Genomic DNA, 24,383 nt, shown 5'->3' with positions numbered 1-24,383 from the left:
GTTCCCCTTTTGCAGCACGCGCCCTCACGCGTTGGCCGCGTGCAGGTTAAGCCTGCCGCAGGGGAACCGACAAGCAACCTATTTGCCGGCTTTGGCCTTAAAGATATTCAATGAGAACTGCGATTATCGATGCAAGGCGATGGTGGGTCATCGCTGAACCCGGCACGGATGATTCGAAGTTCGACACCAGGATTTCAATCTGAAGCGGTGGCTGCCGACACCTTCGGTAGGGGGCCATCTAAGCGATGGCCATCACCTGCTTGTGGTCCGCGACTTCGGCGAGCAGCCAATCCTGAAACAGGCCGGTGCCTGGTTTGTTGCCGATGCTGCGACGCTGATGCAGGTAAATGCCGGCCGGATAGGTGTGGCGGGCACGGAACGGGGCGACCAGTTTGCCTTGCTGCAGAAAATCTTGCGCCATCATCGTGTCCGCGAGCGCTATTCCCGCGCCATTGATCGCTTCGCGCATGATCAAGGTGCAATCATCCAGTGTTGTGCTGGATTTTGGCGTCGTTTCCAGAACGCCTTCCTGCTCCAGCCAACGCTTCCATCTCATGGTTTCGCATTCATGGATCAGATGATGATTGACCAGATCGGCCGGCGATCGCAGCGGCACAGGCCCCTCCAAAAGCGAAGGCGCACAGACCGGCGTCAAAAGCAGCGGGATCAGCAGCGTCAAAGCCGGGCCGGCCTTGTAGACGAACTCGTCGACAATGGCCAAATCGAAGTTGGCGCGCTTGCCTGAAGTGGAGATCTCCAGATCCACCGACGGATGCAACCGGCGAAAGTTCGGCAACCGGTCCGCCAGCCAAAGGTTCAGAACAGTGGGCACGCACAAGACCCGGACACGTTGGATCTTGCCGTGGCGCGACCCCTCGGAGAGGCTGACGTCATCGGTGGCGCGCCAGATGGCTTCGAACGCCTCCGAGAGGCTGCGCGCATAGTAGGAGCCCCTGATGGTTGGGGTTATCTGGCGAAAACCGCGTTCGAACAGGTCCTGGCCAAGATTTCGTTCAAGCGCGCGGATGTGGCGGCTGACAGCCGAGGGTGTCAGATGCAGTTCTTCCGCCGCGTCCTTTACGCTGCCGAGGCGAGCGGCGGCCTCGAAAGCGCGCATGCCATTGAGTGAGGGAAGGGCCATTGGCCGATCATGAATTGTCAGTTGAGTTTTTGTCAATCGACATGGGCAGAATTCGCGTTTGATCGCCTGCCCCGTTAGGGGATACCCAGAAGACAAGAGCAATTAAGTCGTCTCAAGAAAGCGACTGTTTGGGGACCGGCATTATACCACGAACGGCGGAGACCGGCTTGACCAGTCTCCACCGGGGCGAGCGAAGCGTTGCTCGCTACCGGCTGGTGTTGCCGCAATTGGAGAGAGCGCCAGCCTATGCCTCAATCGCCAGCGCCGGTTTTCGAGACCGCGGACGAGATTTCCGCCGAAGCCTCTGTCGTCGTGATTTTGCAAACTGCCCACACGGGCTTTGGCCCGCGGGCAGTCGCCCTGGATGCCGAGATGAGCGGGATTCTCTCTCGCGCCTGCTCCGACCCGGCCGCCTTGGCCGAATCCGGCACCTGCATCGATCTTATTGCTCCTCAGGCCGTATCGACCAAGCGCGTGGTCGTCCTGGCCTTGGGCAAAGCTGAAACGGTAACCGCCCTGTCGTTGGCACGCGCCGGCGGTCTGCTTGCCGCGCATCTGGAGGGCAAGGGAGAATGCGCGGCCACGCTGGTCCTGGACCCCATCGCCGGCGTTGACCTGCCCGGAGCCGAAATCCTGGCGCGTGTCGCGCTCGGCATGCGGCTACGCCGCTATCGTTTCGACATGCGCAACCGGCGGCAAGGAGCAGGAGCGGATCGAACCTTGCGGGTGAAACTGGTCGGGGCCGGCGGCCCGGATCTGACCGCGGCGCTGGCGCGGATCAATGCCATCGCCGACGGCGTGGAATATGCACGCACCCTGGTCAACCTGCCGCCGAACCATCTCCATCCCGACAATTTCCACGATCATCTGGAGCCGCTGCGTGAAGCCGGCATCGACATCGAAATGCTCGATGCCGCGCAACTGAAGGAGCTCGGCATGAACGCGCTTCTTGCTGTTGGATCGGGCTCGGCGCGCCCGCCCCGGGTCGCTGTCCTGCGTTACCGGGGCAAGGGTGCGCCCGCTCAACCACTCGCTTTCGTCGGCAAGGGCGTCTGCTTCGATTCGGGAGGCCTCTGCATCAAGGGCGGAGCGCAAATGTTCGACATGAAAGCCGACATGGGCGGAGCGGCCGCTGTGGTCGGCCTGCTGATCGCGCTCGCCCGGCAAGGCAGCCCGGTACATGTTGTCGGTGTTCTCGGCATCGCCGAGAACATGCCATCCGGCACCGCGCTCAAACCGCGCGACATCATCACGACGGCGTCCGGACAGACCGTGGAAGTGTTCGACACGGATGCGGAAGGACGCCTGCTTCTGGCCGACTGCCTCCACTATGCAGCCACGCGCTTCAACCCTTCGGTGATCGTCGATCTGGCGACGCTGACCTATTCGGTGACGCGTGGCCTGGGGTCGATATTCGCCGGCCTGTTCAGCACCGACGATGCCATCGCGTCACAGATGATCGCGGCCGGAGAAGCGGTCGGCGAACGGTTCTGGCGGCTGCCGCTCGACCGGGCCTATGATGAGGGTCTGCAATCGCCGTTCGCGGACCTGCGGCATCATGCCAAGGACATGGAAGACGGCGACGCTCCCTATGCGGCGGCCTTCCTGCGTCACTTCACTGAAGACCGCCCCTGGGTGCATCTCGACATCGCCAGCAAGGAACTGACCGACACCGATCGGCCTCTCGGCAGGCAAGGTGCCACGGCATTTGGCGTGCAGATGCTGGAAGAGTGGGTGCAGGTCACCCGCAACATGAGTTAGGCCCCCGTCGTCACGGACAAATACAAGATGCCTTCAACCGCACTGGGAACTGGGATGTCATCTGAGATCATCGGCATGGAAGGACGGGGCGCTTTCGGTGCCTACGAGACCTGGTATCGGGTCAGTGGCGAACTCGGTGGCGAAAAGGCGCCGGTGGTGATCCTGCATGGCGGCCCGGGCGTCGCCCACAATTATGTCGATGCCTACAAGCTTCTTGCGCGAAGGGATCGCGCCGTCATTCATTATGACCAGTTGGGCTGCGGCAATTCCACCTTGCTGCCTGAGAAAGGCGCCGATTTCTGGACACCTGGGCTGTTCATCGACGAGCTTGAAAACCTGATCGACCACCTCGGCATTCGGGCGGGCTTCCACGTGCTCGGCCAGAGCTGGGGCGGCATGCTGGGCGCCGAATATGCCGTGACGCGGCCGAAGGGTCTGAAATCGCTGACCATTGCCAACTCACCGGCGTCCATGAAGCTGTGGGTCGAAGAGGCCAACCGGTTGCGTGCGGATCTGCCCGCCGATGTGCAGGAGACTCTGACCTGGCACGAGCAGGCCGGCACGACGGACGATGCGGCGTACCAGGCGGCGACGATGGTGTTCTACGAGCGGCATGTCTGCCGGGTCGTGCCTTTCCCGCCCGAAGTCACGGAAAGTTTCGCCCAGGTCGTGCGCAATCCGACCGTCTATAATCTGATGAATGGGCCGAACGAGTTCCATGTCATCGGAACGCTGAAGAACTGGAGCATCGTCGAGCGCCTGCCGGCCATCGATGTTCCCACATTGATCATCTCCGGACGTCACGACGAGGCCACGCCCGCGACCGTGCAGCCCTACAAGGACGGCATCAAGGGGTCTCGCTGGGAGATATTCGAGCATTCCAGCCACATGCCGCATGTCGAAGAGCAAGATGCGTGCATGCGGGTGGTGGGAGACTTCCTGGACCACAACGATAACTGAAAAAAGGGGAATCAAGACATGAAGAAACTGCTTCTGGCGGCAACAGCCGCGGCATTGCTGGCCGGTACATGGCTGGCCCCGGCACAGGCCGAATATCTCAAGGAGCACCGGGGCGGCACCATCCGCCTGCTGGCCCGCTCCGCGGCCGGAACGCTCGATCCGCACATCAATTACACGGACCAGGGCTGGCAGATGTACCAGCCGATCTATGACGGCCTGGTGGCCTTCCGCAAGGCCGAGGGCATGGACGGCTTCACCATCGTTCCCGATCTGGCCGAGGCCCTGCCGCAGGTCAGCAATGACGGTAAGACCTTCACCTTCAAGCTGCGCAAGGGCATCAAGTTCTCCAGCGGCCAGGATCTTGGCGTGAAGGACGTCGTCGCTTCCTTCCAGCGCATCTTCAAGGTTTCCGGACCCACCTCCGGCACGTTCTATGCTGGCATCGTCGGCGCCGACAAATGCCTGGCCGACACCAAGAGCTGCACGCTGGAAGGCGGCGTTGTCGGCGACGAAGCGGCCGGCACCATCACCATCAACATCACCAAGCCGGATGCCGAACTGCTCTACAAGCTGGCCTTGCCGCATGCCGTGGTCCTGCCGGCGGACACGCCCGCAGAAGACATGGGTTCCAAGCCCATTCCCAGCACCGGCGCGTACACGATCTCGGCCTTCGACCCCAACAAGGGCATGACGGTTTCCCGCAACCCCAATTTCAAGCAGTGGAGCGAAGAAGCCCAGCCGGACGGCTATCCGGATGTCGTCCAGTATGATTTCGGCTTGTCCGAAGAGGCAGCCGTCACCGCGATCCAGAACGGCGAAGCGGACTGGATGTTCGACGCTCTGCCCAGCGATCGCCTGGGCGAACTGGGCAGCAAATCCATGGACCAGCTGCACATCTCACCGCTTTCGGCGTGGTGGTACGCGCCGCTGAACAACCGTCTCGCACCCTTCGACAATGAAAAAGCCCGCCAGGCCGTTGCCTATGCGATCGATCGCAACACGCTGGTCAAGCTGTTCGGCGGCAAGGTGCTGGCTTCGCCGGTCTGCCAGGTCCTGCCTCCGGACTTCCCCGGCCATGAAGACTATTGCCCCTTCACCAAGAATCCGGGCGCCAAATGGTCGGCTCCTGATCTCGACAAGGCAAAGCAGCTCGTCGAGGACTCCGGCACCAAGGGCCAGAAGGTGACGATCATCGTCGAGGACACCGCCATTTCGCGGTCCATCGGCGTCTATCTGCAGAGCGTGCTGACCAGCATCGGCTATGTCGCCGACGTCAAGCCGATCTCGTCGAACATCCAGTTCACCTACATCCAGAACACCAACAACAAGGTGCAGATGTCCGTCACCCAGTGGTACAAGGACTATCCTGCGGCCTCGGACTTCCTGAACATCCTGTTCAGCTGCGCCTCCTTCCGTGAAGGTTCGGACGCCTCGATCAACATCGCCGGCTTCTGCGACAAGGAAATCGACGCCAAGATGCAAAAGGCATTGGACCTCGGCGTCACCGATCAGAAAGCCGCCGACAAAATGTGGGCTGAAATCGACAGGCAGGTCACCGACAAGGCACCTGCCGTCGGCCTCTTCACGCCGAAGCGGCTCGACTTTGTCAGCAAACGTCTCGGCAATTTCAAGTTCAACCGGCAGTTCAACTGGATGATCACCCAATCCTGGGTACAGTAATGGCCTGGGTGCAGTAACGAACCGCGGAGAGGCACGCGCGTGTCGAACCAAGCTGTCACCATGCCGCGCAAGACACGAGGGCCCTGGGCCGTCGCGTTTGCGAAGCTGGCAACGGACGGGGCTGCCATGGCGTCCCTGGCCGTGTTCCTCCTCATCGTCCTTGCCTGCCTCAGTGCGCCTCTTTATGCGAAATGGGCAGGCGTGGATCCCTTCGCCTCGACGCTCGACGCCGTCATCCAGATCGACGGTGCCGACGTTCCGGTGATGGAACAATCGACGGAAGGGCTGGGGCTTGGCTACACACCGCTCGGCCCGACCTGGCGGCTGGGCAATTATTTCCTCGGCGCCGACAGCCAGGGCCGCGATGTCATGGCCAGGATGCTCTATGGCGGGCTGAGCTCGTTGTTGATCTCCGGAGCAGCCACTATCTTCACCCTGATCCTGGGCACGGCGGCGGGATTGATCGCCGGCTATTTCGGCGGCGTCACCGACACGGTGCTGTCGCGCTTCCTCGACATACTGTGGGCGTTCCCGATCTATCTGCTGGCGATTTCGCTCTCCATCGTCACCATCGCGCATGGCATCACGATCGGTCCGATCCAGATCGAGTCCGGCAGTCTGTGGCTGCCTGTCATCATCATCGGCATCGTCTACGTGCCCTATGTGGCCCGCCCAATCCGCGGGCAGGTTCTGGCACTGCGTAAAAGCGAGTTCGTGCTGGCCGCGATCAATCTGGGCGTGCCGGGATGGCGCATCCTGTGGCGCGACATCCTGCCCAACGTCACCACCACGCTCATCGTCTTCGTGCCGCTGATGATGGCGCTGAACATGCTTACGGAATCAGCCCTTTCCTTCCTTTCGATCGGCGTGCAGCCGCCGGCCGCGAGCTGGGGCACCATCATCCAGGACGGACAGGCGCTGCTTTACACCAGGCCATTGGTGGCGCTGGTGCCGGGGCTGGCGATCGCGGTTTCCGTCATGGCGCTCAATGTCTTTGGCGACGGCCTGCGCGACGCGCTCGACCCGCGCTCCAAGGTTCGGCTGGGGCGCGACTGATGATCTACGCAATCCTGCGCCGGTTCGGCCAGATGCTGTTCGTGATGTTCGGCATCTCGGTCATCGTCTTCCTGATTTTCTTCGCAACGCCGGGCGCCGACCCGGCGGCGCGCATCGCCGGCCGCAATGCATCGCCCGAAGTGCTGGAGGCGGTACGCCACAGCTTCGGCTTCGACCGGCCGCTCTACGTGCAATATGTGACGATGATGGAGAAGATCTTCGTCACCGGCGATCTGACCTCCTTCGTCAATCGTGGCTGGAAGGTGGTGCCGGCGGTCATGGATTCGATCCCGGTTACACTCTCGCTGGTGTTCGGAGCGGCGATCCTGTGGGTGGTCGTCTCCATCATCATCGGCATCGCCGCCGCCGCGACGCGCGGCAGCTGGCTGGACAAGCTGCTGATGGCGCTGGGGCTGCTCGGTATTTCGATGCCGGTGTACTGGCTGGGCGAAGTGATGAACCTGATCACCCAGAGCCGCTACCACGACAGCTGGGCGTTCTCCTGGGTGCCACCGCTCGGCTACAAGAATTTCTCCGACGATCCGAAGGGCTGGTTTCTGACCCTGGTCATTCCCTGGATCACACTGTCCATTCTCTATATCGGCATTTACGGGCGCGTGCTGCGCGCGGCAATCATCGAATCGCTGCAGGAAGACTATATCCGCACGGCCCGGGCCAAGGGGCTGTCGGAAACCCGCATCCTGCTGCGCCATGCCTTGCGCACGTCGCTCATCGCCTTCGTCACTCTGTTCGGCCTGGATTTCGGCGCGCTGGTGGGAGGCTCGGCCTTGCTCACAGAGGTGGTGTTCGGGCTGCACGGCATCGGCAAGCTCACTTATGACGCTCTGCAGAATCTCGATCTGCCGATGATCATGGCGACGGTGATGTATGCGTCCATGTTCGTGGTTATCGCCAATGCGGTCGTCGATTTCGTCTACATCCTTCTCGATCCGCGCCTGAGGACATCATGATACTGTCGGTGCGCGACCTCAGAGTTTCCTTCCGCACAAATGATGGCCTGGTGCGGGCCATCGATGGCGTTTCCTTCGACCTCGAGGAGAGCGAGATCCTCGGTGTCGTCGGCGAGTCCGGTTCCGGCAAGACCGTGTCGCTGCTGGCCGTCATGGGTCTCATCACCGATCCCAACGCCACCATCGAAGGGTCGATCCGCTACAAGGGCCGCGAACTCGTGGGACTGCCCGCACGCGAACTCAGGCGGCTGCGCGGCAACGAGATCGCGATGATCTTCCAGGATCCGATGACCGCATTGACGCCTGTCTACACGATCGGCTGGCAGATTGCCGAACAGATCCGCGCGCATCGCAACATCAGCAAGTCCAAGGCGATGGAGCGCGTCGAGGAACTGCTGGCCGAGGTGAATTTTCCGAACCCGCACGAGGCGATGTCGCGCTACCCGCACCAACTGTCCGGAGGCATGCGTCAACGGGCGGTGATCGCAATGGCCTTGTCCTGCAATCCGGCGCTTCTGGTGGCCGACGAACCGACCACGGCGCTCGACGTCACCGTACAGGCCGGCATTCTCGATCTGGTGCGCAAGCTGCGCGCGACGCACAAGTCGGCGGTCGTCTTCATCACGCATGACATGGGCGTGGTCTCCGAACTCGCCGACCGGGTCATGGTCATGTATGCCGGCCGCGTGGTGGAGCGCGGCAGTCGCGCGGAGCTGTTTTCCGATCCGCGACACCCCTATACGCGCGCGCTGCTGGGTTCGATCCCGCCGCTGACCGGCGAAAAACCACGGCGCCTGCCGGCCATTCCCGGTTCGCCGCCATCATTGCTGCGACTGCCGCAGGGCTGTGCGTTCGGTCCGCGGTGTCCAGTTCACTACGAACCCTGCGAGGCCGGCAAGCCCGATCTCGGGAGCGGCACCCATGCCGCGGCATGCTTCAGGGTGGCACAGGCATGAGCGGACCGATGATCGACAAGAACCGCCCAATCCTCGAGACGCGTTCGCTGGGCAAGCGCTTTTCCATCGGCAGCCGCTTTTCTGCCGAGGGCAAGCGAACCGTCCATGCGGTCGACAATGTTTCCCTGACCGTGTGGCGCGGCGAGACGGTTGGGCTGGTCGGCGAATCCGGATGCGGCAAGTCCACGCTGGCGCGCTGTCTGGTGAGGCTCTACGACATATCGGACGGCGAGCTTCTGTTCGAAGGCAACGACATCACCTCGAAGTCGCTGTCTGAACTCAGGCCGCTGCGGCGGCGCCTGCAAATGGTTTTCCAGGATCCGTCGGCATCGCTCAATCCGCGCCGGCGCGTCGGCGACCTGGTGGCCGAGCCGCTGCGCATCCATGGCAGGCTCTCGTCGAGCGAGATCACCAAACGCGTGGCGGAACTGTTCGACCTTGTCGGCTTGCTGCCGGATCACGTCATGCGGTTTCCGCACGAATTTTCCGGCGGACAACGCCAGCGCGTCGGCATCGCGCGGGCTATTGCATTGAATCCGGACCTTGTGGTCCTGGACGAACCCGTCTCTGCGCTCGACGTGTCGGTGCAGGCGCAAATCGTCAACCTGCTCGCCGATCTGCAGGAGAAGCTCAACCTCACTTACATCTTCATCGCCCACGACCTGTCTGTGGTACGTCAGGTTTCAACCCGCATCGCGGTCATGTATCTCGGCTCGATCGTCGAAGAAGGGCCGGCGGAAGAAGTGTTTGCAGCACCAGCCCATCCCTATAGCCAGGCGCTGATCTCGGCGGTTCCCCTCGTGGAGACGACGCTCGGTGGGACGCGCAAGCGCATCATCCTCACCGGCGACGTACCGAGCCCGCTGAACCCTCCAACCGGCTGCCGTTTCCATCCCCGATGCCCGATCGCGGCGGAGCGCTGCCGTTCGGAGCGGCCGCAGTTACGGGAATACCGGCCCGGTCGCAAAGTCGCCTGCCACTTCCCCACGATGTAGGCGACACTCACCACCGCACGGGTGATCGCCTTCGCCTGACAGATTTCTAAAAAATTCCATTTTTGCCTGGAACCAACTGGCTATTGGCGCGTTTGGTGGGGTTCGATCGAGCGCATTGCGGTCGACCGGGAGGAAGCGATGGATCAATTGCATTTCTTTTCGCCCGTGCGGATTTCGCGCGGGCAGGGACACCCTTTGGAAGAAATCGATAATGTTGCCGAAGCCATGATGTTCTTGCGGAAATGGCCGACGGGACGGCGCGGTCCGGTTTATCAGTGCGCGCTGAATTGTTGCTCGGCCGCCTTGTCGGGCCAGATGTCGACCGAGGAAGCAAGGAAAGCGTTCACCGGCTTTGCCCGCATCACGCGTCTTCTCGATGACGACATGGCGTTGCCGGTGCCCGGCGAAAGCAAGGCAAGCGTACACGCGTTGCGGCGATAGGCTGTTGTCCTGACGGTCCCCACAAGGTCCCGCGCCGCAAGGCGCGGGACCTTGTGCCGCGCTCGGTTTGACGTATCGAAGTTCGTCCTGCATGGCACACTTTCACAGTGGACGGTCGTTCATGCTTACTTCGGTCACGAGCTTGCGGCGAAGCGCCATGGTGTAGTCGTCTGGCCCCTTTGGCGTCATGACGAAGGCTTGGGAACCGCCAATCACCGATTTGGCAAAATAGGATGCCAGAGGTTCGCCGGGATTCTCATCCTCCGTCGGGATGGCGATGGCGTTGATCGTATATCCCTTGGCTATGGCGTTCGACCTGCTCGGCTGGACGGGAAGCCCGTCGTTGTTCTCGCCGTTGGAAGAGATATCGATGACTTTCTTGGCCGCCTTTCCCGGGAACCGGTCGAGCAGGAGACTGCCGATGTCGATAGCCGAGGAAACGGATGTTCCGCCACGCCCTCTGCGGATGAAGCCGGTATCGCCTTTCCTGCTGATCACCGCTGCCGCCGCTTTGGCATCTTCCAGTCCGCAGATGCTTGTCCAGGGCAGCACGACGCGTGCGTGTCCGGGGCTCGACCATTCAAAATAGGCAACGCCGATGCAGCCAACGTAATTCCGGCTGATAGCGGCGATGATCTCTGGCGAGGTGAGTGCCGCGGCATGTCCCTCGCGTTGCATATCGGCGATCTTTGGATCGATCGACGACGAGAAGTCGACCGCGAACACGATGGCGACGTCAACGTTCGCGGCATGGGCAGAGATCGCCCAAAACATCGAAGCTGCGACTATTCCTGTCACTCTCGAGATTGAACTGACCGGCGTCAGAATGCCCCAACCTTTCGTCCGTACCCGTTCACGAAAGGATAGGGGGGCGGCGTCCTGATGATATACACTGCCAAACATGTCATTCTCCATCTCGACATCCGGTCGTTTCAAAAAGCGAGCTCAACATGTGGAAATTTGGCGGGGCGCCTTGGCACCCACCCCGAACAGCAGCAGATCGGCCTTGGTCCACAAAAGATAACAGCCGAGCAAGGTCAGCGGCATGGCGAGTGCCGCGAAGGACCCGCCCGACCAGACCTCCGGCAGAGCTCGGCCGAGGGCGACGGTCGTCGCCAGCATTGCCGGCAACCGGCTGGCGAGCACCGCACTGCGGAACGGATCGGGCCAAGCGGCCGGCCACATCGGAATTGGCGTGCCGGGCCTGTGGAAGGTGCTGCCGAATTTGCCCAGGGCATGGAGCAGGCCAGAGGTCGCCGCAAGCAATGGATCGCCGAGCAGCAACAGGGCAATACCGAGTCCGATCGCACCCAGACCCGACAGGAAGTCGCCCAGACGGTTGAGGGTGGGATCGGGAGCATCCGGCCTTGCCCAGGCCCGGTGATAGGCCTCGCCGCCCCAGAAGAAGACCAGGGTGGTCAAGGTCAGCGCAACAGTGCCATGGCTGCCGGCGAAATATTCGATCACCGCCATGGTGACGCTGCTTCCCTCATGCAAGCCGACCGGCGCGGTAGCAATCTGGATCGCGAGACCGACAATGAGGCCGAGCGCGTTACCGCTGTTGTAATAGCCGCCCGGTCCCTTCATGCGGGCGCGAAGCGCCGAAACCAAATGTGCGATAGGAAGAAGGATCGTCCGCGCGTCCATCACTGCGCCCCCACGACAAGTCCTGCCGCCATCGGCAAGGCCACCGCCGCCTGGCTGATCGACGCCACTGGCCCCGTGTCGGGCGGCAGCCGGGGCCGGAATAGGTTTCGCATCACCGGCAAGGGTCATCACATTCCTCCACTGGACCTGAATTGTTGGGGTGACGATCGCCTGCCCAATTTGCGGCGGCAGCTGCAAAGGCAGGGGCCCCGTCGGAGGGTTGAACCGAAGCGGTTCGCAAGGACGTGCGTGCCTGCGGCGCTCGGTTCGACAGTGCCACGGACAGGATCGCACCCAGAATGATGGCGGCACCCAATGCGCTCGCGGACGAGCTCCGCTCGCCGAGAAAGATCGCCGCGCCCAGCGCCCCGAAAACGCTTTCTGCGCTGACGATCACGGCGGCGTGGCTGGCCGGCGTAAAGCGGAGGGCAACCGTCTGTATGCCGAAGGCAATCGCAGTGGAGAACACGCCGAGGATCGCCAGTTCCGGGCCGGCTGCGAATGCGGCGGCCAACGACAGATTGCCTTGCATTGCGCCGAGCGGCAGGGCGAAGGCTGCGGCGCCGAAGAACTGTGTCGCGGCTGCGGTGAACGGCCGCGCATGCACCTGCATGTGCCGGCCCAGCTCGACTGCCCAGAGCGCATAGCAGGCAGCCGAGAGGACAGCGGTGAGATCGCCGCTGCTGAGCCCGGCGATCCCATCCGACAACAGCAGGGCTCCAACAACGGTCAGCCCGGCGGCGACCGTGAGACTCGGCGTCGGACGTTCGCCTATGAGAAACCAGGCGGCCAGCGGTGTCATTACCGTTGCCGTGCTGACCAGGAAGCTCGCATTGGTGACGGAGGCGCCGAGATAGCAAAGCTGCTGGAGCGTGATGGAGATGGCAAACAGCGCGCACACCTTGGCCAAGCTGGAAAAATAGTCCGGCCCGAGCGGAAGCCGCCTCTCCATCAAGACAAAGGGCAACACAAGCAGGCCGCCGATCAGGCAGCGCAGACCCACCGCACTCAGCGCGTCGAGATGCACAAGCACCATCTTTTGCGAGACATTGCCGAAGCCCCACAAAGCGGCTGCGAATAGCAGCAGCAAATTGGCTCTTGTCCTGGACACGCGTCCCCCTCGAACCAAGCCTTTCGTTGACTTGGTCACTTTAATTTAGCAAAGCCTAAACAGCCTGCCGTTACGGCAGCGCTTGAGCGCGAAGGCCGACTGTTGCGAAGCGTTAGTTTTGAGTTAGGATTTCGTCAGGCTGGGATAGCAAATGCAAAGTGAGGACAGGGGCGCTGCAAATAGAATCTCACTCTTCGGCGGTTTCCGGATTGAAAATGAAACGGCCGGTCCGCTTCGGCTGACCGGGAAACGAGGGCCGGCAATCATCGCCTATCTGGCCCGGTGTCCGGGCATGGCGGCGACGCGGGAGAGGCTGGCTGACCTCCTATGGGGCGACAGTGACGGCGAACATTCGCGCAACAGCCTTCGGCAAGCCCTCAGTGTCCTGCGCCAGGATCTGGCGCGAGAAGGGGTGGATCTCATCCATTCCAGCGGTGAGCTGATCGCCCTGAGGCCAGAGGCCTTTCAAATCGACGTGGAGAAGTTCGAAACGGGTCTCTCGGCCCGTTCCGCTCAGGACCTCGCGAAGGCCTTGGCGAACTACACCGGGCCCTTCCTCGACGGGCTTTATCTGGGAAGCAATGCGTTCGATGACTGGATCACATCGGAACGCGACAGGCTGCTCGGCCGCGCGCTTGAGTCCTTCGAAAAACTGGCCCGTCTCGTCGACCCCGATGCCGGGCTGATCCTGGCCGATCGTATTCTGAGCATGGAACCGACACGGGAAGAATCCTATCGGCTCAAGATGGAATTGCTGCTCGCATGCGGGCAACGCGACAGGGCAATCAGGACATACGAAGCTTGCAGAAGCATGCTGAAGAAGGAGTTCGGCGTCGAAGCCGGCACTGAAACGCGGGCGCTTTGGCAATCTCTGTTGCTTGCCGCCGATGACGCTTCAAATGTGCAGTCGACAAGTGGTGTTCCGGCCAGCCAGCGCCTTGGGCGTCCGTCCATCAGCGTTGCCGACTTCGTCAATCTGACTGGAAAGCAAGGCGACGACTTTTTCGCCAAGGGACTTGTCCAGGACATCACGACGGCCCTTTCCGAAGTGGCCGATTATGTCGTGCTCGCCGCGCTTCCGCCCGAGAAGAGCGGCCCAGGCGAAGAAGCCAAGACGCCAGGGACACTCCGGGCGCGATATATGCTCAGCGGCAGCGTCCAGAGATCTGGCAATGGGTTGAGGGTAAATGTCCAGCTCGTCGACGCCGCCGGCGGCCACCACGTCTGGGCCCAGAAGTTCGACGGCCACTCCGAGAACGCGCTCGAATTCCAGGACAGGATCGCACAGTCTGTTGTTCTTGCCGTGATCCTCGAACTTCAACTGACCAACTGGAAGGTTCGAGACAAAAGCCCGCCGGGGACCCCTGAAGTGCGCAGGCTGGTCAACGAAGCCCTCATGAAATATTTTGAGATGACTCGGGACTCACTTTTGATCGGGATTGAGCTTGCCGAGAAGGCCTTCTCGATAGGTCCCGACAACGCTCGTGCAAAGCGGACGCTCTCGATCGTAATATCCATGGGCGTGGCGTTTGGTGCGCTGCCTCGGGAGCGAGGGGTGATCGAGCGTGCGGTCGAGCTTGCGGAAGCTGCGGTGCGCGCGGTGCCGGACGATGAAATTGCCCGATGTATCTTGTCGTTCGCTCTCGAAAGTTGCGGTCGTATCGACGAGGCGATCGCCGAATGCCGCCACGCGATCAGCCTCAACCCAAGCTACCCGACTGGCCACGGCGATATTTCGATGCTCTTTGCGTTGCGCGGACAGGTCGACGAAGCGGTGCGCGAGGCCAACGAAGCAATCCGGCTCGGAACGCACGATGTGATCGACTTCTGGCGCCACCACGGCCTGGTTGTGGCGCTCTTCGCTGGCGGAGACAACCAGCGGGCGCTCGAAGCCGCCCGCAAAGTGGTCAGGACAAAGCCGGGCTTCGTTCGCGGTGCCCTTTATTGGGCCGCGACCGCGTCGGCCACCGGGAACAACGAAGAAGCGTCCCGAGCCATCCACCATTGCCTGTCACAACTTCCGCATCTCAATCTGAGCAATGTCTGCCCTGGCTTTGTGCCGCGCTATGTGAAGGATCATCACCATTCCCGGTTCCTTGAGATGCTGTCGAGGGCTGGCCTTCCCAGTTCCTAGCCACATCTTTGGCGCAGACACCATCATACGAAACTGGAGGGTTCCATCCTCCGCCCAGGCATCGAAAGCAGATGACGCGTTGGCAATTCCGGCCAGGTCGACCTATAAGCTACCCCTGCGATTGAGCTAGTCGCGCCGCACGCCGTCGCGCCAGCCAGTCATCCGCCGAATTTGCAGCTTGGCCTATCATGGCACGTGATAGAGTTCATACGATACGATTTAACCTATTGAAGTTACTAAATATGCAAGATTATCAAAGGTTTAGGATAGCCATAGCCCCCATGATGGACTGGACGGACCGGCATTGCCGGTTCTTCCACCGCCAGTTGACGAGCCATGCACTGCTTTACACCGAGATGGTGGTGGCCGACGCGGTCATTCACGGCGCGCGCGAGCGGCTGCTCGGCTTCGATGCGACGGAACATCCGGTCGCGCTGCAGCTCGGCGGCTCTGATCGTGAAAAGCTCGCCGAGGCTGCCCGCATCGGCGAGGCTTTTGGCTATGACGAGATCAACCTCAATGTCGGCTGTCCGTCGGACCGCGTTCAGTCGGGCACGTTCGGCGCCTGCCTGATGAAGGTGCCGGACCTCGTCGCCGGCTGCGTCGCAGCGATGAAGGCGGCGGTGACAATTCCCGTCACCGTCAAATGCCGCATCGGCGTCGACGAGCAGGACCCGGAACCAGCCCTCGATGCGCTGGCGGATGGGGTTTTCGATGCCGGCGCCGACGCGTTGTGGGTGCATGCACGCAAGGCGTGGCTGGAAGGGCTGAGTCCCAAGGAAAACCGAGACATCCCGCCGCTCGATTACAGCAGAGTCTATCGACTGAAGGCAAAAAAGAACAACAAATTCATAGGCATAAATGGTGGAATTCAGTCGATTGAAGAGGCCCAGGCGCATCTCGACCATGTCGATGGCGCCATGCTTGGCCGCGCCGCCTACCACACGCCCGGCATTCTGGCCGGCGTCGATGCCGCTTTCTACGGCGTCCAGTCCGAGCCGTTCGATTTTGCCGCGCTGATCGATACCATGGCGGACTATGCGGCACGCCATATCGAGCAGGGTGGCCGGCTTGGCCATGTCACCCGCCATATGGTCGGACTGTTCCATGGCCTGCCCGGTGCGCGCCGCTACCGGCAGACCCTGTCCACCGACGCGACAAAACCCGGCGCCGGCCCGGACGTGCTGAAGACGGCTTTCGCGGCCGTCGAGTTCGGTGGAGCAGCAGCCGAAGCGGCTTGAGTTTTGGAGATCAATCCCTGAGGATCATGCGGTCGCCGCGCACGTCAAAACCCGACAATGAACCGATGAAGTTCATGCCGAGCAGGCTCTGGCTGAGCATGCCGGGTGCGGCGATCATCACCGACATATCCCTGCGCATGATGCCGCCGATCGCAATCTGATCGGTTTTCACGGCCGCGGCGCGTGCCATGCCGTTGGCGGTCGAAACCGGTATGGTGTAGTTGAGCGCGGCCGGATTGAATCCGGCGGCCTGCGCATCCTGTGACGTCAGCACGGTGCTGGTTGCACCCGTATCCACCACGGCCCGGACCGGGTTGCCGTTGACCAGGATGCGCGCTTCGAAATGGCCGTTGTCGGCCTTGTCGAGCGTCACCGTGGCGTGACCGTCTTCGACGCCGAGCGCAAGCGGGCTGCCGGGAACAAGGCCCGCGGTCACCCGGCTGGCGACATCCTGCAACTCATAGCGATATTGGTAGCCAGCGATCAGCGCGAGTGCGATCGCCGCCCAGGCGCCGAGGTTGCGGGCCATGGCGCCCAGGGGCCGGCCCGAGCGAAGCAGGCCGGCGCCGACAAGGGCGCCAAAGGCGCCGAGCCAGATCAGTCGGCTGAAATCGTTGTTCTCGACGCCGAGCGTGCTGCCGGCGGAATCGTTGAGCATGAGCAGGACTGCTCCCACCCCGATCGCGGCCATCAAGATCCAGAACAACCGGCTCATCCGCACCTCACGATAGCGCGTCGCGTTCGCGCGTCATGCGGGTGCGGCGCGTTTCCCGGCGCGGCCGGCGCTCGACCGTTTCCAGCCGGGCCGGCAATTGCGCCATGACGCTGCGGCGCGTTTCCGTCGTCATCCCGATCCAGGCGCCGATTTCCTCGCGCGTGCGGCCGCAACCGAAACAGAAGCCGGTTTTCATGTCGATCGAACAGACCAGGATGCACGGGGATTCGATGACCGTCATGACTTTCTCTTGGGCTTCCATCCGGAATCCCTTGTTCCACCTCCACATGGTGCAACGGCAAAGCCAATGCAAGCCCTCGCGATTGCGCCCTTCGGGGCCGGCTTTGCGTCAAATGCAGGCCCATCATCCCGGAGGTTGTGCCAACCTCGCAAGGCGGCTATGCCGCTCACCAACTCCAGGGAATGATCGACAACAAGATGACCAGCGCACTGCCTTTCGACGATTTTCGCAACCTGTTGGCCAATCTGCCGACGGCCGACACGGCAGCCGAGACCCGCGTGCGCATGCTGTTTGCCAAGGCCGACAAACCAGGCAATTCGCTTGGCCGTATCGAGGACATCGCCGCCTGGCTGGCAGCCTGGAGCGGGCGGGCCCCGCCCGCGGTGACAAGACCGCTGATGGCGGTCTTTGCCGGCAATCACGGCGTCACGCGCCACGGCATTTCGCCACGGCCGGTGGCGGCGACCGCCAATGCGGTCGAGCTTTGCGCCGCCGGAGGTGCCGCGATCAACCAGATCTGCATCGCCAACGATCTCGGACTGAAGGTCTTCGATCTCGCCCTGCACATCCCGACCGCCGACATCACCGAGGATGCTGCGCTCGACGAGCGTGGCTGTGCCGCCACCATGGCCTTCGGCATGGAAGCGATCGCCGGCGGCACCGACCTTTTGTGTCTCGGCGATCTCGGCGTCGGCAACTCCACCGTCGCCGCCACCCTGTTTGCGGCGCTGTTCGGGGGCAGGGGCGCCGACTGGGTCGGCGCGGGGTCGGGGGCCGATGCGGCCATGCAGGCACGCAAGGCCGACGTGGTCGATGCTGCGCTGGCTTTTCATGACGGCCATCTCGGCGACCCGCTCGAGGCGCTGCGCCGGGTCGGCGGCCGTGAATTCGCAGCAATCGCCGGCGCCATCCTTGCCGCGCGGATGCAGAAAATCCCGCTGCTGCTCGACGGATTGGCCGCCACGGCAGCCGCAGCGGTACTGCATGGCGTCAATCCCACCGCGCTCGATCATTGCCTGCTGGCCAGCCTGTCGCCAGAGCCTGCGCATGCACGCGCCGCCCAACGGCTCGGCCTGCGCCCGTTGCTCGATTTGGGCATCAGCCATGGCGAAGGGGCAGGGGCCGCCCTTGCCGCGGGGCTGGTCAAGGCCGCCGCGCTGACCAGTTCGGGCATGGCTGCGGCAGTACGCGGCTAGAGTCTTGAGGTATTAGCGCCGGAGATTGGGAATGCGATAGACGACAGTGTTGTATTTTGGGTTGGAGCGGCCGCCGACTATTACGCCTCCAAGGCGTTCCGCTATTCTTCTGCTGGCCACGTTCCTTTCGGCAACCGGATATTCGAAGCAGTCCGGTTCAAGTGCCTCGGAAGCCCACTCCGCGACAGCAGCAATTGCCTCTTGGCCAATGCCGTTTCCTTGAGCGTCTTCCCTGATCCAGATCCCGAGTTCGGGACACACGGTCTTCGCTGCATGAAGGCCGACAAGTCCCAGACAGCGATCGTCCGCCAATGCACGCACAACAAAGTGCAAATCCGATCCGTCCTGGATTGGCGTCAGCCAGGATCGCCATACTTTGGCAAAGGCCGCCAGTGATCGAGGTGGTTCCCACTGCATGAAACGGGTGATGGCGGGAGTGATGGCGAAAAAGAGGTCTTCAGCGTCGTCGGCTGTAAACAGCCTCAAGCGAAGGCGGTCCGAGTGGATCTCTATGCCAACGACGTGCCAATCACCTTCTGCCATCGTGGGGCGCCGTCCTTCTTGCTGGCCATCGACACAGTTCGCCGCGACGCTTACCGTCGTCGAGCCGCCACCGCCGCTGTCGGCAGTGCTGGCAGTTCCTCCATCACCCGGCTCAGCGGAAAGATGGCGATCGCCTCGGTCCCTTCGCGCAGCTTGGAATGAAGCTCGAACTCGCCGCCATGCATGGCGAGCAGCCCTTGCACGATCGGCAGGCCAAGCCCGGTGCCTTGCTCGGCGCTCTTGATCGCGATCGAGCCCTGGCCGAAGGCGGAAAGCACGATCGGGATCTCGTCTTCCGGTATGCCCGGACCGTTGTCCTTGATCGAAATGTATTGTCCGCCGCCCGCCGTCCAACCAACGCGGACACGGATTTCACCGCCGGTAGCGGTGAATTTTATCGCATTCGACAGAAGGTTGAGCGTGATCTGTCGCACCGCACGCTCATCAGCGAAAAGGCGCGGCAGTTCGTGCTCGAAATCCTGGACGACCCGGATATCCTTGTTGCGCGCCCTCAACTCCATCATGTGACAGCAGTCCTCGACGATACCAAGCAGCATCACCGGCTCTTCGTTGAGCTGGTAGCGGCCGGCCTCGATGCGCGAGAGGTCGAGGATCTCGTTGATCAGGTCGAGCAGATGCTGGCCGGATTCGTGCACGTCATGGGCGTAGTCGCGATAGGTGGGATTGCTCATCGGCCCCAGCACCTCGTTCGACATCACCTCGGAAAAACCGAGAATGGCGTTGAGCGGTGTGCGCAATTCGTGGCTCATCGAAGCGAGGAACCGCGATTTCGCCAGATTGGCGTCTTCGGCCCGCCGCCGCGCCTCGTCCGACATCGATTTCGCCGTCTCCAGTTCGGCGATCAGCGCATCCTTTTCGGAGCGGAACGACAACATCATCAGGGACGAGTGGTTGAGATGCCGGGCCACATAGGCGAAGAACGGCAGCGACATGACCAGCAGCGCGGCCATGATCGCCTCGACCGGCATCCATAGCTTGGCGCCGGCATAAGCGTAGAGCGCCACGGGAACGGCAAAGGTGGCCAACAGCGCCCCGCGCAGAGACGAGGTCATCACCGCGGTCGCCGCCATGGCGAACAACAGCACCACGGCCTTGACGATGTGGAACGGATCGACCTCGCAGACGCTGCAGCCAAGCCACACAAACCATGCCCAGCCGAGACCGCAAAGGAAATGGCCGATCAGGAATTCCCGTCGTGCTTGCGAAGGGTTGAGGTCGGAAGCTTCCGTGCGCTCGATGCGCCGCGCCATGAAGGCAACGATGGTGTAGCAGGTCAGGGCGAACAGCGCCCAGAGCCCGATCTCGTTGCCGATTCCGGCCAGCCGGCCGGCCGCCGCGATCGACAGGACAAGAAGCGGGATGGCGATGGCGCCGCTGGTCATCGCGCGGGCATGCAGCTTCAACAGTTCGCGATCGAAATCGGGATTGCCGGCCTGCTGCGAAAGACGGTCACGCGTCTTGCGCACCGCGCGCGCCACATCGCTGTTGCGATGAGGTTTCCTGCGGTCCACAATGAACTTGTCCGCTGTGTTCGAGCGTTGCAAGGGCATCAAAACTTCAATTTATGCGAGCAGCGGTTTCCAAGTGTTAAGCTACGTTCGAATGATTAACCAACCGTTTGCCATATGAGCCGCTCATGGTCGCCAAGACCGCGCCGGCGATACGTTGCGCGCCCCAGAAGCCTGTGGCGCCGGCTGGTGGATTACGGGCTTGCCGTCATCATCCTCGGACTGCTGATCCTGCTGGCGGCCCGCCTCGACCGGGTGGAGACACGCAAGACGCAAGGCGTGGCAATCATCAACGACGGCGATTCGATCACGCTTGGCACCGAGCGTATCCGCATGCGCGGCATCGATGCTCCAGAATATACGCAGACCTGCCGCAAGAACGGCGCGGACTATTCCTGCGGCACGCTTGCGCGTCAGTCGCTCGTTCGCCTGATCGCCGGCAAGCCCGTCTCTTGTACCGGCTGGCAGCGTGATCGTTATGGCCGGCTGCTCGGCGACTGCACCGCCGGCGGCAAGAATCTCAACCGCGCGCAGGTCGAGGCCGGCTGGGCGGTTGCCTATGGCGACTTCGAGAGCGAGGAGGCCGTCGCCCGGGCGGGAAAGGCCGGCATCTGGGCGGGAACGTTCGATCAGCCGCAGAACTGGCGAGACAGCCATCACGGGGAAGTCGTCGAGAAGAAGCACGGCACACTGGCCTCGATCGGCGATGCCGTGCGCGAGATTTTTCGCTTCTGGTGATACGCGTCCTAGAACTGGAACCGAGAACGAACAGGAGGATGGAATGAAACTCTTCGACGGGGGCCGGGCGCCCAATCCACGGCGGGTCCGCGTTTTCCTGGCCGAGAAAGGCATCGAGGTTCCGCAGGTGCCCATCGACATGGGGGCGCTCGAACACAGGCAACAGGCGGTCAGCTCGCGCAATCCCTTGCAACGCCTGCCGGTGCTGGAACTCGACGACGGCACCGTCATCACGGAATCCGTCGCCATCTGCCGTTATTTCGAGGAACTGCATCCCGAACCGGCCCTGTTCGGGCGCGGCGCACTCGGCAAGGCGCAGGTCGAGATGTGGCAGCGACGGATGGAATTCAATTTGCTCAGTTGCGTCACGCAGGCTTTCCGGCACATCCATCCGGCCATGAAGGAATGGGAAATCCCGCAGGTCCCCGAATGGGGTGAGGCCAATAAGCCGAAGGCCGTGGCGTTCCTCAGGCTTCTGGACGGCGAACTGGGCAGCCGGGAGTTCATCGCCGGTGACAGCTATTCGATCGCCGACATCACCGGCCTGATCGCCGTCGACTTCATGAAGCCGGCACGCATCAAGGTGCCGGATGACTGCGCGAATGTGTTGCGCTGGCATCAGGCCGTCTCCAGCCGGCCGAGCGCATCAGCCTGAGAATGACTGTTGAACTCGAAAACCTCGTCGCCAGGGTCCGCGCCTGCCGTATCTGCGTGGAAAATCCGGCCGGCAAGCCGTTGCCGCATGAGCCACGACCAGTACTGCGCCCTTCGTCCAGCGCCCGTATCCTGATCGCCAGCCAGGCGCCCGGCACCAAGGTACATCTGTCTGGCATGCCGTTCACCGACGCCTCCGGCGACCGCCTGCGCAGTTGGCTTGGCGTGACGAGCGACGAATTCTACGACATCGAAAAATTCGCCATCGTCCCGATGGGCTTCTGCTTTCCCGGCCAGGATGCCAAGGGGGGAGATCTGCCGCCGAGGCGCGAATGCGCGGCGGCCTGGCGCGCGCCTTTGATGGCCTCGATGCCACGGATCGATCTGGTGCTGACGATCGGCATCTATGCGCAGTCCTGGCACATGGGTGCGGCGCGCCGGCCCTCCCTGACCGAAACGGTCATGGATTGGCGCTCCATCTGGGAGAATTCCGTCGGTCCGAAAGTGCTGCCGCTGCCGCATCCCTCGTGGCGCAACACCGGCTGGCTGAAGAAGAATCCATGGTTTGAAATGGATTTGCTGCCTTTTCTGCGTTCGGAAATCCGATATCGCCTCGGCTGACCTTACAGCAAGAAATCACTCGCTTTTCCGTCAATTGGCAGAATTTCTTTCTTGTGAAAGGTCGGAATAAGGGGGAGTATAGCCAATCTATTCCCCTGGGGAGCAAAATATGGACCGCCTCGATAGAAAAATTCTCCGTCTTTTGCAGGAGGACGCGACACTCGCGGTCGCCGACGTCGCCAAGAAAGTCGGGCTGTCGACAACACCTTGCTGGCGGCGCATCCAGAAGCTCGAGGAGGAAGGCGTCATCAAGCGGCGCGTTGCCATTCTCGACCATGAAAAGGTCAATGTGCGCGTCACCGTCTTCGTGTCGATCCGCACCAATTCGCACAGCCATGAATGGCTGCGGCGTTTCTCGGAAGTCATCCAGGAGTTTCCCGAGGTGGTCGAGTTCTACCGCATGAGCGGTGACGTCGATTATCTGCTGCGGGTCGTGGTTCCAGACATCGCCGCCTATGACGCCTTCTACAAGCGGCTGATCGCCAAGATCGAAATCCGTGACGTGTCGTCGTCCTTCGCCATGGAGCAGATCAAGTACACGACCGAAATCCCGCTCGACTACATGGTGCTGGACAAGGAATCGGGTGCCAACGCCGCCTGAGCTGCAGCAGGTTGTCCTGCTTAGTTCTTCTTTTTGTTGAGGAAACTCCAGGGCGAATTGACCGGCAGGGTGACGGTGTCCGGTACGCTGCCGACGGCGACCACGTCTGCCTTGCGGACGCTGTAGCCAGACTGGATGACGCTGACGCCGTCGAGGATGAACAGCTGGCTCTTCTCCATGTCCGGCTTCAGCGCGCCGGTGACCGCGACCGGCTGATAGGCCTCGGAGATTTTGTAGGGACGTGCCGGCGTGACCAGCACGATCTGGTTGGGGGGCGGCGTTGGCATGTGGCTGCACGCACCCGTCCACGGCACCAGCAGGAACTGATAGACAAGATCGCCGTCGCGATCGACCGGCAATGCGTAGCCGGCTAGCTGAATGCTTTTGTCCTGCAGGTTGAGGGACAGCGTCTCGCCATGGTCGGGCAATTTTGCCGCGATCATCGGCAGCCCGACGTTTTCGGCGGCGGATTGCGTAGCCGGACGCAGATCCTTCCAGAATATGTGCCCGGTCTCGGCCGAGGCATCGGTGGCCGCGGACACAAACAATGCCGCTGCGAAGGCCAGGATTGATTTGGGAGGATTGCTCATTGGCCGCGTCCCTTTGAAGCTCAAGTAAAGACGCCGCTGTCAACGACGTCAACGCTCCCGCCGCATCACATGTCGGCAGCCGCATCACATGTCGGCAGCCACTTCACATGTCGGCGAGATCTAGACATGCCGGAAAGCGGATTTCCGCGCCGTCAGCCTTTCCTGGCGACGATCCGCGCGAGCGTCTTGGCATTGGACAGCTCCCTTACGGCGTCCTTGCCGATCCAGCGCGCCGTCTTGTCTGCCGACTGCGCCAATCGTTCGGCGACAGCCAGGGCAGCGCCGTGCATGTCCATTGATCGTTTGCCGATCGACCGAAGCGCCCAGTTCACGGCTTTCTTCACGAAATTGCGGCTGTCGTTGGCATGCGTTTCGATGATCGGCAGGAAGGCGAGGAAGGTCGTCTCCGGCTCCTTCTTCCGGTGGACGACAGACCAGGCCATCATGGCAAAGGCCGTGCGCCGAACGAATTCCCGCTCGTCCGCCGCGAACTCGGCGATCAGTTCTTTCCAGGCGTCCGTGTCGACAAAGAGGTCGGAGACGCCGTCGACGATGTCCCAGGAGTCGAAGCTGGCCGCCCATCGTCTTGCATCTTCAGCAGAAAACCGTTTCGGGTCAGCGGTGACGGAGGCGATGAACTGCGCCTCCATGATGCCGGTGTCCCATAGCTCGAAGGCGCGCTCGTGGTTGCGTCTGATCTTCCTGGCGATCTGCCGCTGCATGCCGTGCGAGATACCAAGCGCACGGTCGATCTTGATGCCGTAGCGCAACATGCCGAGGCGGTTCTCCTCCGACCCGATAGCGCGAAGATGGGCGACGATTTCCGCGGCTGTGGATTGAGGTGAGAGCTCTGCCACGGCG

Annotated in this window: 25 protein-coding genes; 15 read left to right on the top strand and 10 right to left on the bottom strand. The window is 62.1% G+C overall.

Annotated features, from left to right (window positions below):
- Nucleotides 1-238 precede the first annotated feature (238 nt).
- Complete coding sequence (locus NKH06_RS20560; protein WP_024503328.1) at nt 239-1,141, bottom strand: LysR substrate-binding domain-containing protein; 903 nt, start codon at nt 1,139-1,141, stop codon at nt 239-241.
- Between the two features lie 246 nt (nt 1,142-1,387).
- Here NKH06_RS20560 and NKH06_RS20555 point away from each other — a divergent pair, with 246 nt between their 5' ends.
- The 8 genes from NKH06_RS20555 (at nt 1,388) to NKH06_RS20520 (ending at nt 9,961) form a co-directional block, all read left to right on the top strand.
- On the top strand, nt 1,388-2,902 hold the full coding sequence (locus tag NKH06_RS20555) for a leucyl aminopeptidase (protein ID WP_352442410.1): 1,515 nt from the start codon (nt 1,388-1,390) through the stop codon (nt 2,900-2,902).
- A gap of 54 nt (nt 2,903-2,956) precedes the next feature.
- Nucleotides 2,957-3,862, top strand: coding sequence for a proline iminopeptidase-family hydrolase (locus tag NKH06_RS20550; protein ID WP_352893799.1), 906 nt, complete (start codon nt 2,957-2,959; stop codon nt 3,860-3,862).
- Between the two features lie 18 nt (nt 3,863-3,880).
- Nucleotides 3,881-5,542 (top strand): ABC transporter substrate-binding protein, encoded by a 1,662-nt coding sequence (locus tag NKH06_RS20545; protein ID WP_023813927.1) that lies wholly within the window; start codon nt 3,881-3,883, stop codon nt 5,540-5,542.
- A 39-nt stretch (nt 5,543-5,581) separates the two neighbouring features.
- A complete protein-coding gene (locus NKH06_RS20540) occupies nt 5,582-6,598 on the top strand; it encodes an ABC transporter permease (RefSeq protein WP_023813928.1) in 1,017 nt (338 codons plus the stop codon).
- Nucleotides 6,598-7,569, top strand: coding sequence for an ABC transporter permease (locus tag NKH06_RS20535; protein WP_023813929.1), 972 nt, complete (start codon nt 6,598-6,600; stop codon nt 7,567-7,569). The genes NKH06_RS20540 and NKH06_RS20535 overlap by 1 nt, the downstream gene beginning before the upstream one ends.
- Nucleotides 7,566-8,525, top strand: a complete 960-nt coding sequence (locus NKH06_RS20530) for an ABC transporter ATP-binding protein (protein ID WP_013531724.1) — start codon at nt 7,566-7,568, stop codon at nt 8,523-8,525. Before NKH06_RS20535 ends, NKH06_RS20530 begins: the two co-directional genes overlap by 4 nt.
- An 8-nt stretch (nt 8,526-8,533) precedes the next feature.
- The gene (locus NKH06_RS20525) at nt 8,534-9,520 is read left to right on the top strand and encodes an ABC transporter ATP-binding protein (RefSeq protein WP_128303671.1); all 987 of its coding nucleotides are present in this window, start codon (nt 8,534-8,536) and stop codon (nt 9,518-9,520) included.
- Nucleotides 9,521-9,658: 138 nt separating this feature from the next.
- On the top strand, nt 9,659-9,961 hold the full coding sequence (locus NKH06_RS20520) for a DUF982 domain-containing protein (protein WP_352893797.1): 303 nt from the start codon (nt 9,659-9,661) through the stop codon (nt 9,959-9,961).
- Nucleotides 9,962-10,063: 102 nt separating this feature from the next.
- On the opposite strand, the gene NKH06_RS20515 is transcribed toward NKH06_RS20520, so the two are convergent.
- From NKH06_RS20515 to NKH06_RS20505, 3 genes are read right to left on the bottom strand one after another with little or no spacing between them, the layout of a single operon-like run.
- Nucleotides 10,064-10,876, bottom strand: coding sequence for a DUF1194 domain-containing protein (locus tag NKH06_RS20515; RefSeq protein WP_502902487.1), 813 nt, complete (start codon nt 10,874-10,876; stop codon nt 10,064-10,066).
- A gap of 30 nt (nt 10,877-10,906) precedes the next feature.
- Complete coding sequence (locus tag NKH06_RS20510; RefSeq protein WP_245273307.1) at nt 10,907-11,737, bottom strand: hypothetical protein; 831 nt, start codon at nt 11,735-11,737, stop codon at nt 10,907-10,909.
- Nucleotides 11,721-12,719 carry a DMT family transporter gene (locus tag NKH06_RS20505; RefSeq protein ID WP_128303642.1) on the bottom strand — a complete coding sequence of 333 codons (999 nt, stop codon included), beginning with the start codon at nt 12,717-12,719 and terminating at the stop codon, nt 11,721-11,723. The genes NKH06_RS20510 and NKH06_RS20505 overlap by 17 nt, the downstream gene beginning before the upstream one ends.
- A gap of 151 nt (nt 12,720-12,870) precedes the next feature.
- Between NKH06_RS20505 and NKH06_RS20500 the strand changes: the two genes are divergently transcribed.
- Nucleotides 12,871-14,853 (top strand): BTAD domain-containing putative transcriptional regulator, encoded by a 1,983-nt coding sequence (locus NKH06_RS20500; protein ID WP_352442416.1) that lies wholly within the window; start codon nt 12,871-12,873, stop codon nt 14,851-14,853.
- Nucleotides 14,854-15,095: 242 nt separating this feature from the next.
- A complete protein-coding gene (dusA, locus tag NKH06_RS20495) occupies nt 15,096-16,094 on the top strand; it encodes a tRNA dihydrouridine(20/20a) synthase DusA (protein ID WP_352893795.1) in 999 nt (332 codons plus the stop codon).
- Nucleotides 16,095-16,104: 10 nt separating this feature from the next.
- On the opposite strand, the gene NKH06_RS20490 is transcribed toward dusA, so the two are convergent.
- Complete coding sequence (locus NKH06_RS20490; protein WP_023813938.1) at nt 16,105-16,809, bottom strand: TIGR02281 family clan AA aspartic protease; 705 nt, start codon at nt 16,807-16,809, stop codon at nt 16,105-16,107.
- A gap of 7 nt (nt 16,810-16,816) precedes the next feature.
- On the bottom strand, nt 16,817-17,050 hold the full coding sequence (locus NKH06_RS20485) for a DUF1289 domain-containing protein (RefSeq protein ID WP_352442418.1): 234 nt from the start codon (nt 17,048-17,050) through the stop codon (nt 16,817-16,819).
- 197 nt (nt 17,051-17,247) lie between these two features.
- Here NKH06_RS20485 and NKH06_RS20480 point away from each other — a divergent pair, with 197 nt between their 5' ends.
- Nucleotides 17,248-18,246: a nicotinate-nucleotide--dimethylbenzimidazole phosphoribosyltransferase gene (locus NKH06_RS20480; RefSeq protein ID WP_352442446.1), complete on the top strand. Its 999-nt coding sequence runs from the start codon at nt 17,248-17,250 to the stop codon at nt 18,244-18,246.
- A 12-nt stretch (nt 18,247-18,258) separates the two neighbouring features.
- On the opposite strand, the gene NKH06_RS20475 is transcribed toward NKH06_RS20480, so the two are convergent.
- Both NKH06_RS20475 and NKH06_RS20470 read right to left on the bottom strand, forming a co-directional pair.
- On the bottom strand, nt 18,259-18,789 hold the full coding sequence (locus NKH06_RS20475; RefSeq protein ID WP_352442419.1) for a GNAT family N-acetyltransferase: 531 nt from the start codon (nt 18,787-18,789) through the stop codon (nt 18,259-18,261).
- Between the two features lie 50 nt (nt 18,790-18,839).
- On the bottom strand, nt 18,840-20,360 hold the full coding sequence (locus NKH06_RS20470; RefSeq protein WP_352442420.1) for a sensor histidine kinase: 1,521 nt from the start codon (nt 20,358-20,360) through the stop codon (nt 18,840-18,842).
- Between the two features lie 75 nt (nt 20,361-20,435).
- Between NKH06_RS20470 and NKH06_RS20465 the strand changes: the two genes are divergently transcribed.
- The 4 genes from NKH06_RS20465 to NKH06_RS20450 all read left to right on the top strand — a co-directional run bounded on the left by NKH06_RS20465 (nt 20,436) and on the right by NKH06_RS20450 (nt 22,932).
- Nucleotides 20,436-21,056 (top strand): thermonuclease family protein, encoded by a 621-nt coding sequence (locus tag NKH06_RS20465; protein WP_127297290.1) that lies wholly within the window; start codon nt 20,436-20,438, stop codon nt 21,054-21,056.
- Nucleotides 21,057-21,099: 43 nt separating this feature from the next.
- A complete protein-coding gene (locus tag NKH06_RS20460) occupies nt 21,100-21,711 on the top strand; it encodes a glutathione S-transferase (RefSeq protein ID WP_352442421.1) in 612 nt (203 codons plus the stop codon).
- Nucleotides 21,651-22,331, top strand: a complete 681-nt coding sequence (locus NKH06_RS20455; RefSeq protein ID WP_128303649.1) for a uracil-DNA glycosylase family protein — start codon at nt 21,651-21,653, stop codon at nt 22,329-22,331. The genes NKH06_RS20460 and NKH06_RS20455 overlap by 61 nt, the downstream gene beginning before the upstream one ends.
- 109 nt (nt 22,332-22,440) lie before the next feature.
- A complete protein-coding gene (locus NKH06_RS20450) occupies nt 22,441-22,932 on the top strand; it encodes an Lrp/AsnC family transcriptional regulator (protein ID WP_006205209.1) in 492 nt (163 codons plus the stop codon).
- Between the two features lie 20 nt (nt 22,933-22,952).
- On the opposite strand, the gene NKH06_RS20445 is transcribed toward NKH06_RS20450, so the two are convergent.
- Together NKH06_RS20445 and NKH06_RS20440 are read right to left on the bottom strand one after the other, a co-directional pair.
- Nucleotides 22,953-23,522 carry a DUF3299 domain-containing protein gene (locus tag NKH06_RS20445; protein ID WP_352893792.1) on the bottom strand — a complete coding sequence of 190 codons (570 nt, stop codon included), beginning with the start codon at nt 23,520-23,522 and terminating at the stop codon, nt 22,953-22,955.
- 152 nt (nt 23,523-23,674) lie between these two features.
- A complete protein-coding gene (locus tag NKH06_RS20440) occupies nt 23,675-24,379 on the bottom strand; it encodes a DNA alkylation repair protein (RefSeq protein WP_352442422.1) in 705 nt (234 codons plus the stop codon).
- Between the last annotated feature and the right edge of the window lie 4 nt (nt 24,380-24,383).

Origin of the sequence: Mesorhizobium sp. M1342, assembly GCF_040317955.1 — a bacterium.
GTDB lineage: Bacteria > Pseudomonadota > Alphaproteobacteria > Rhizobiales > Rhizobiaceae > Mesorhizobium.
This window is presented reverse-complemented; position numbering and strand designations above follow the sequence as displayed.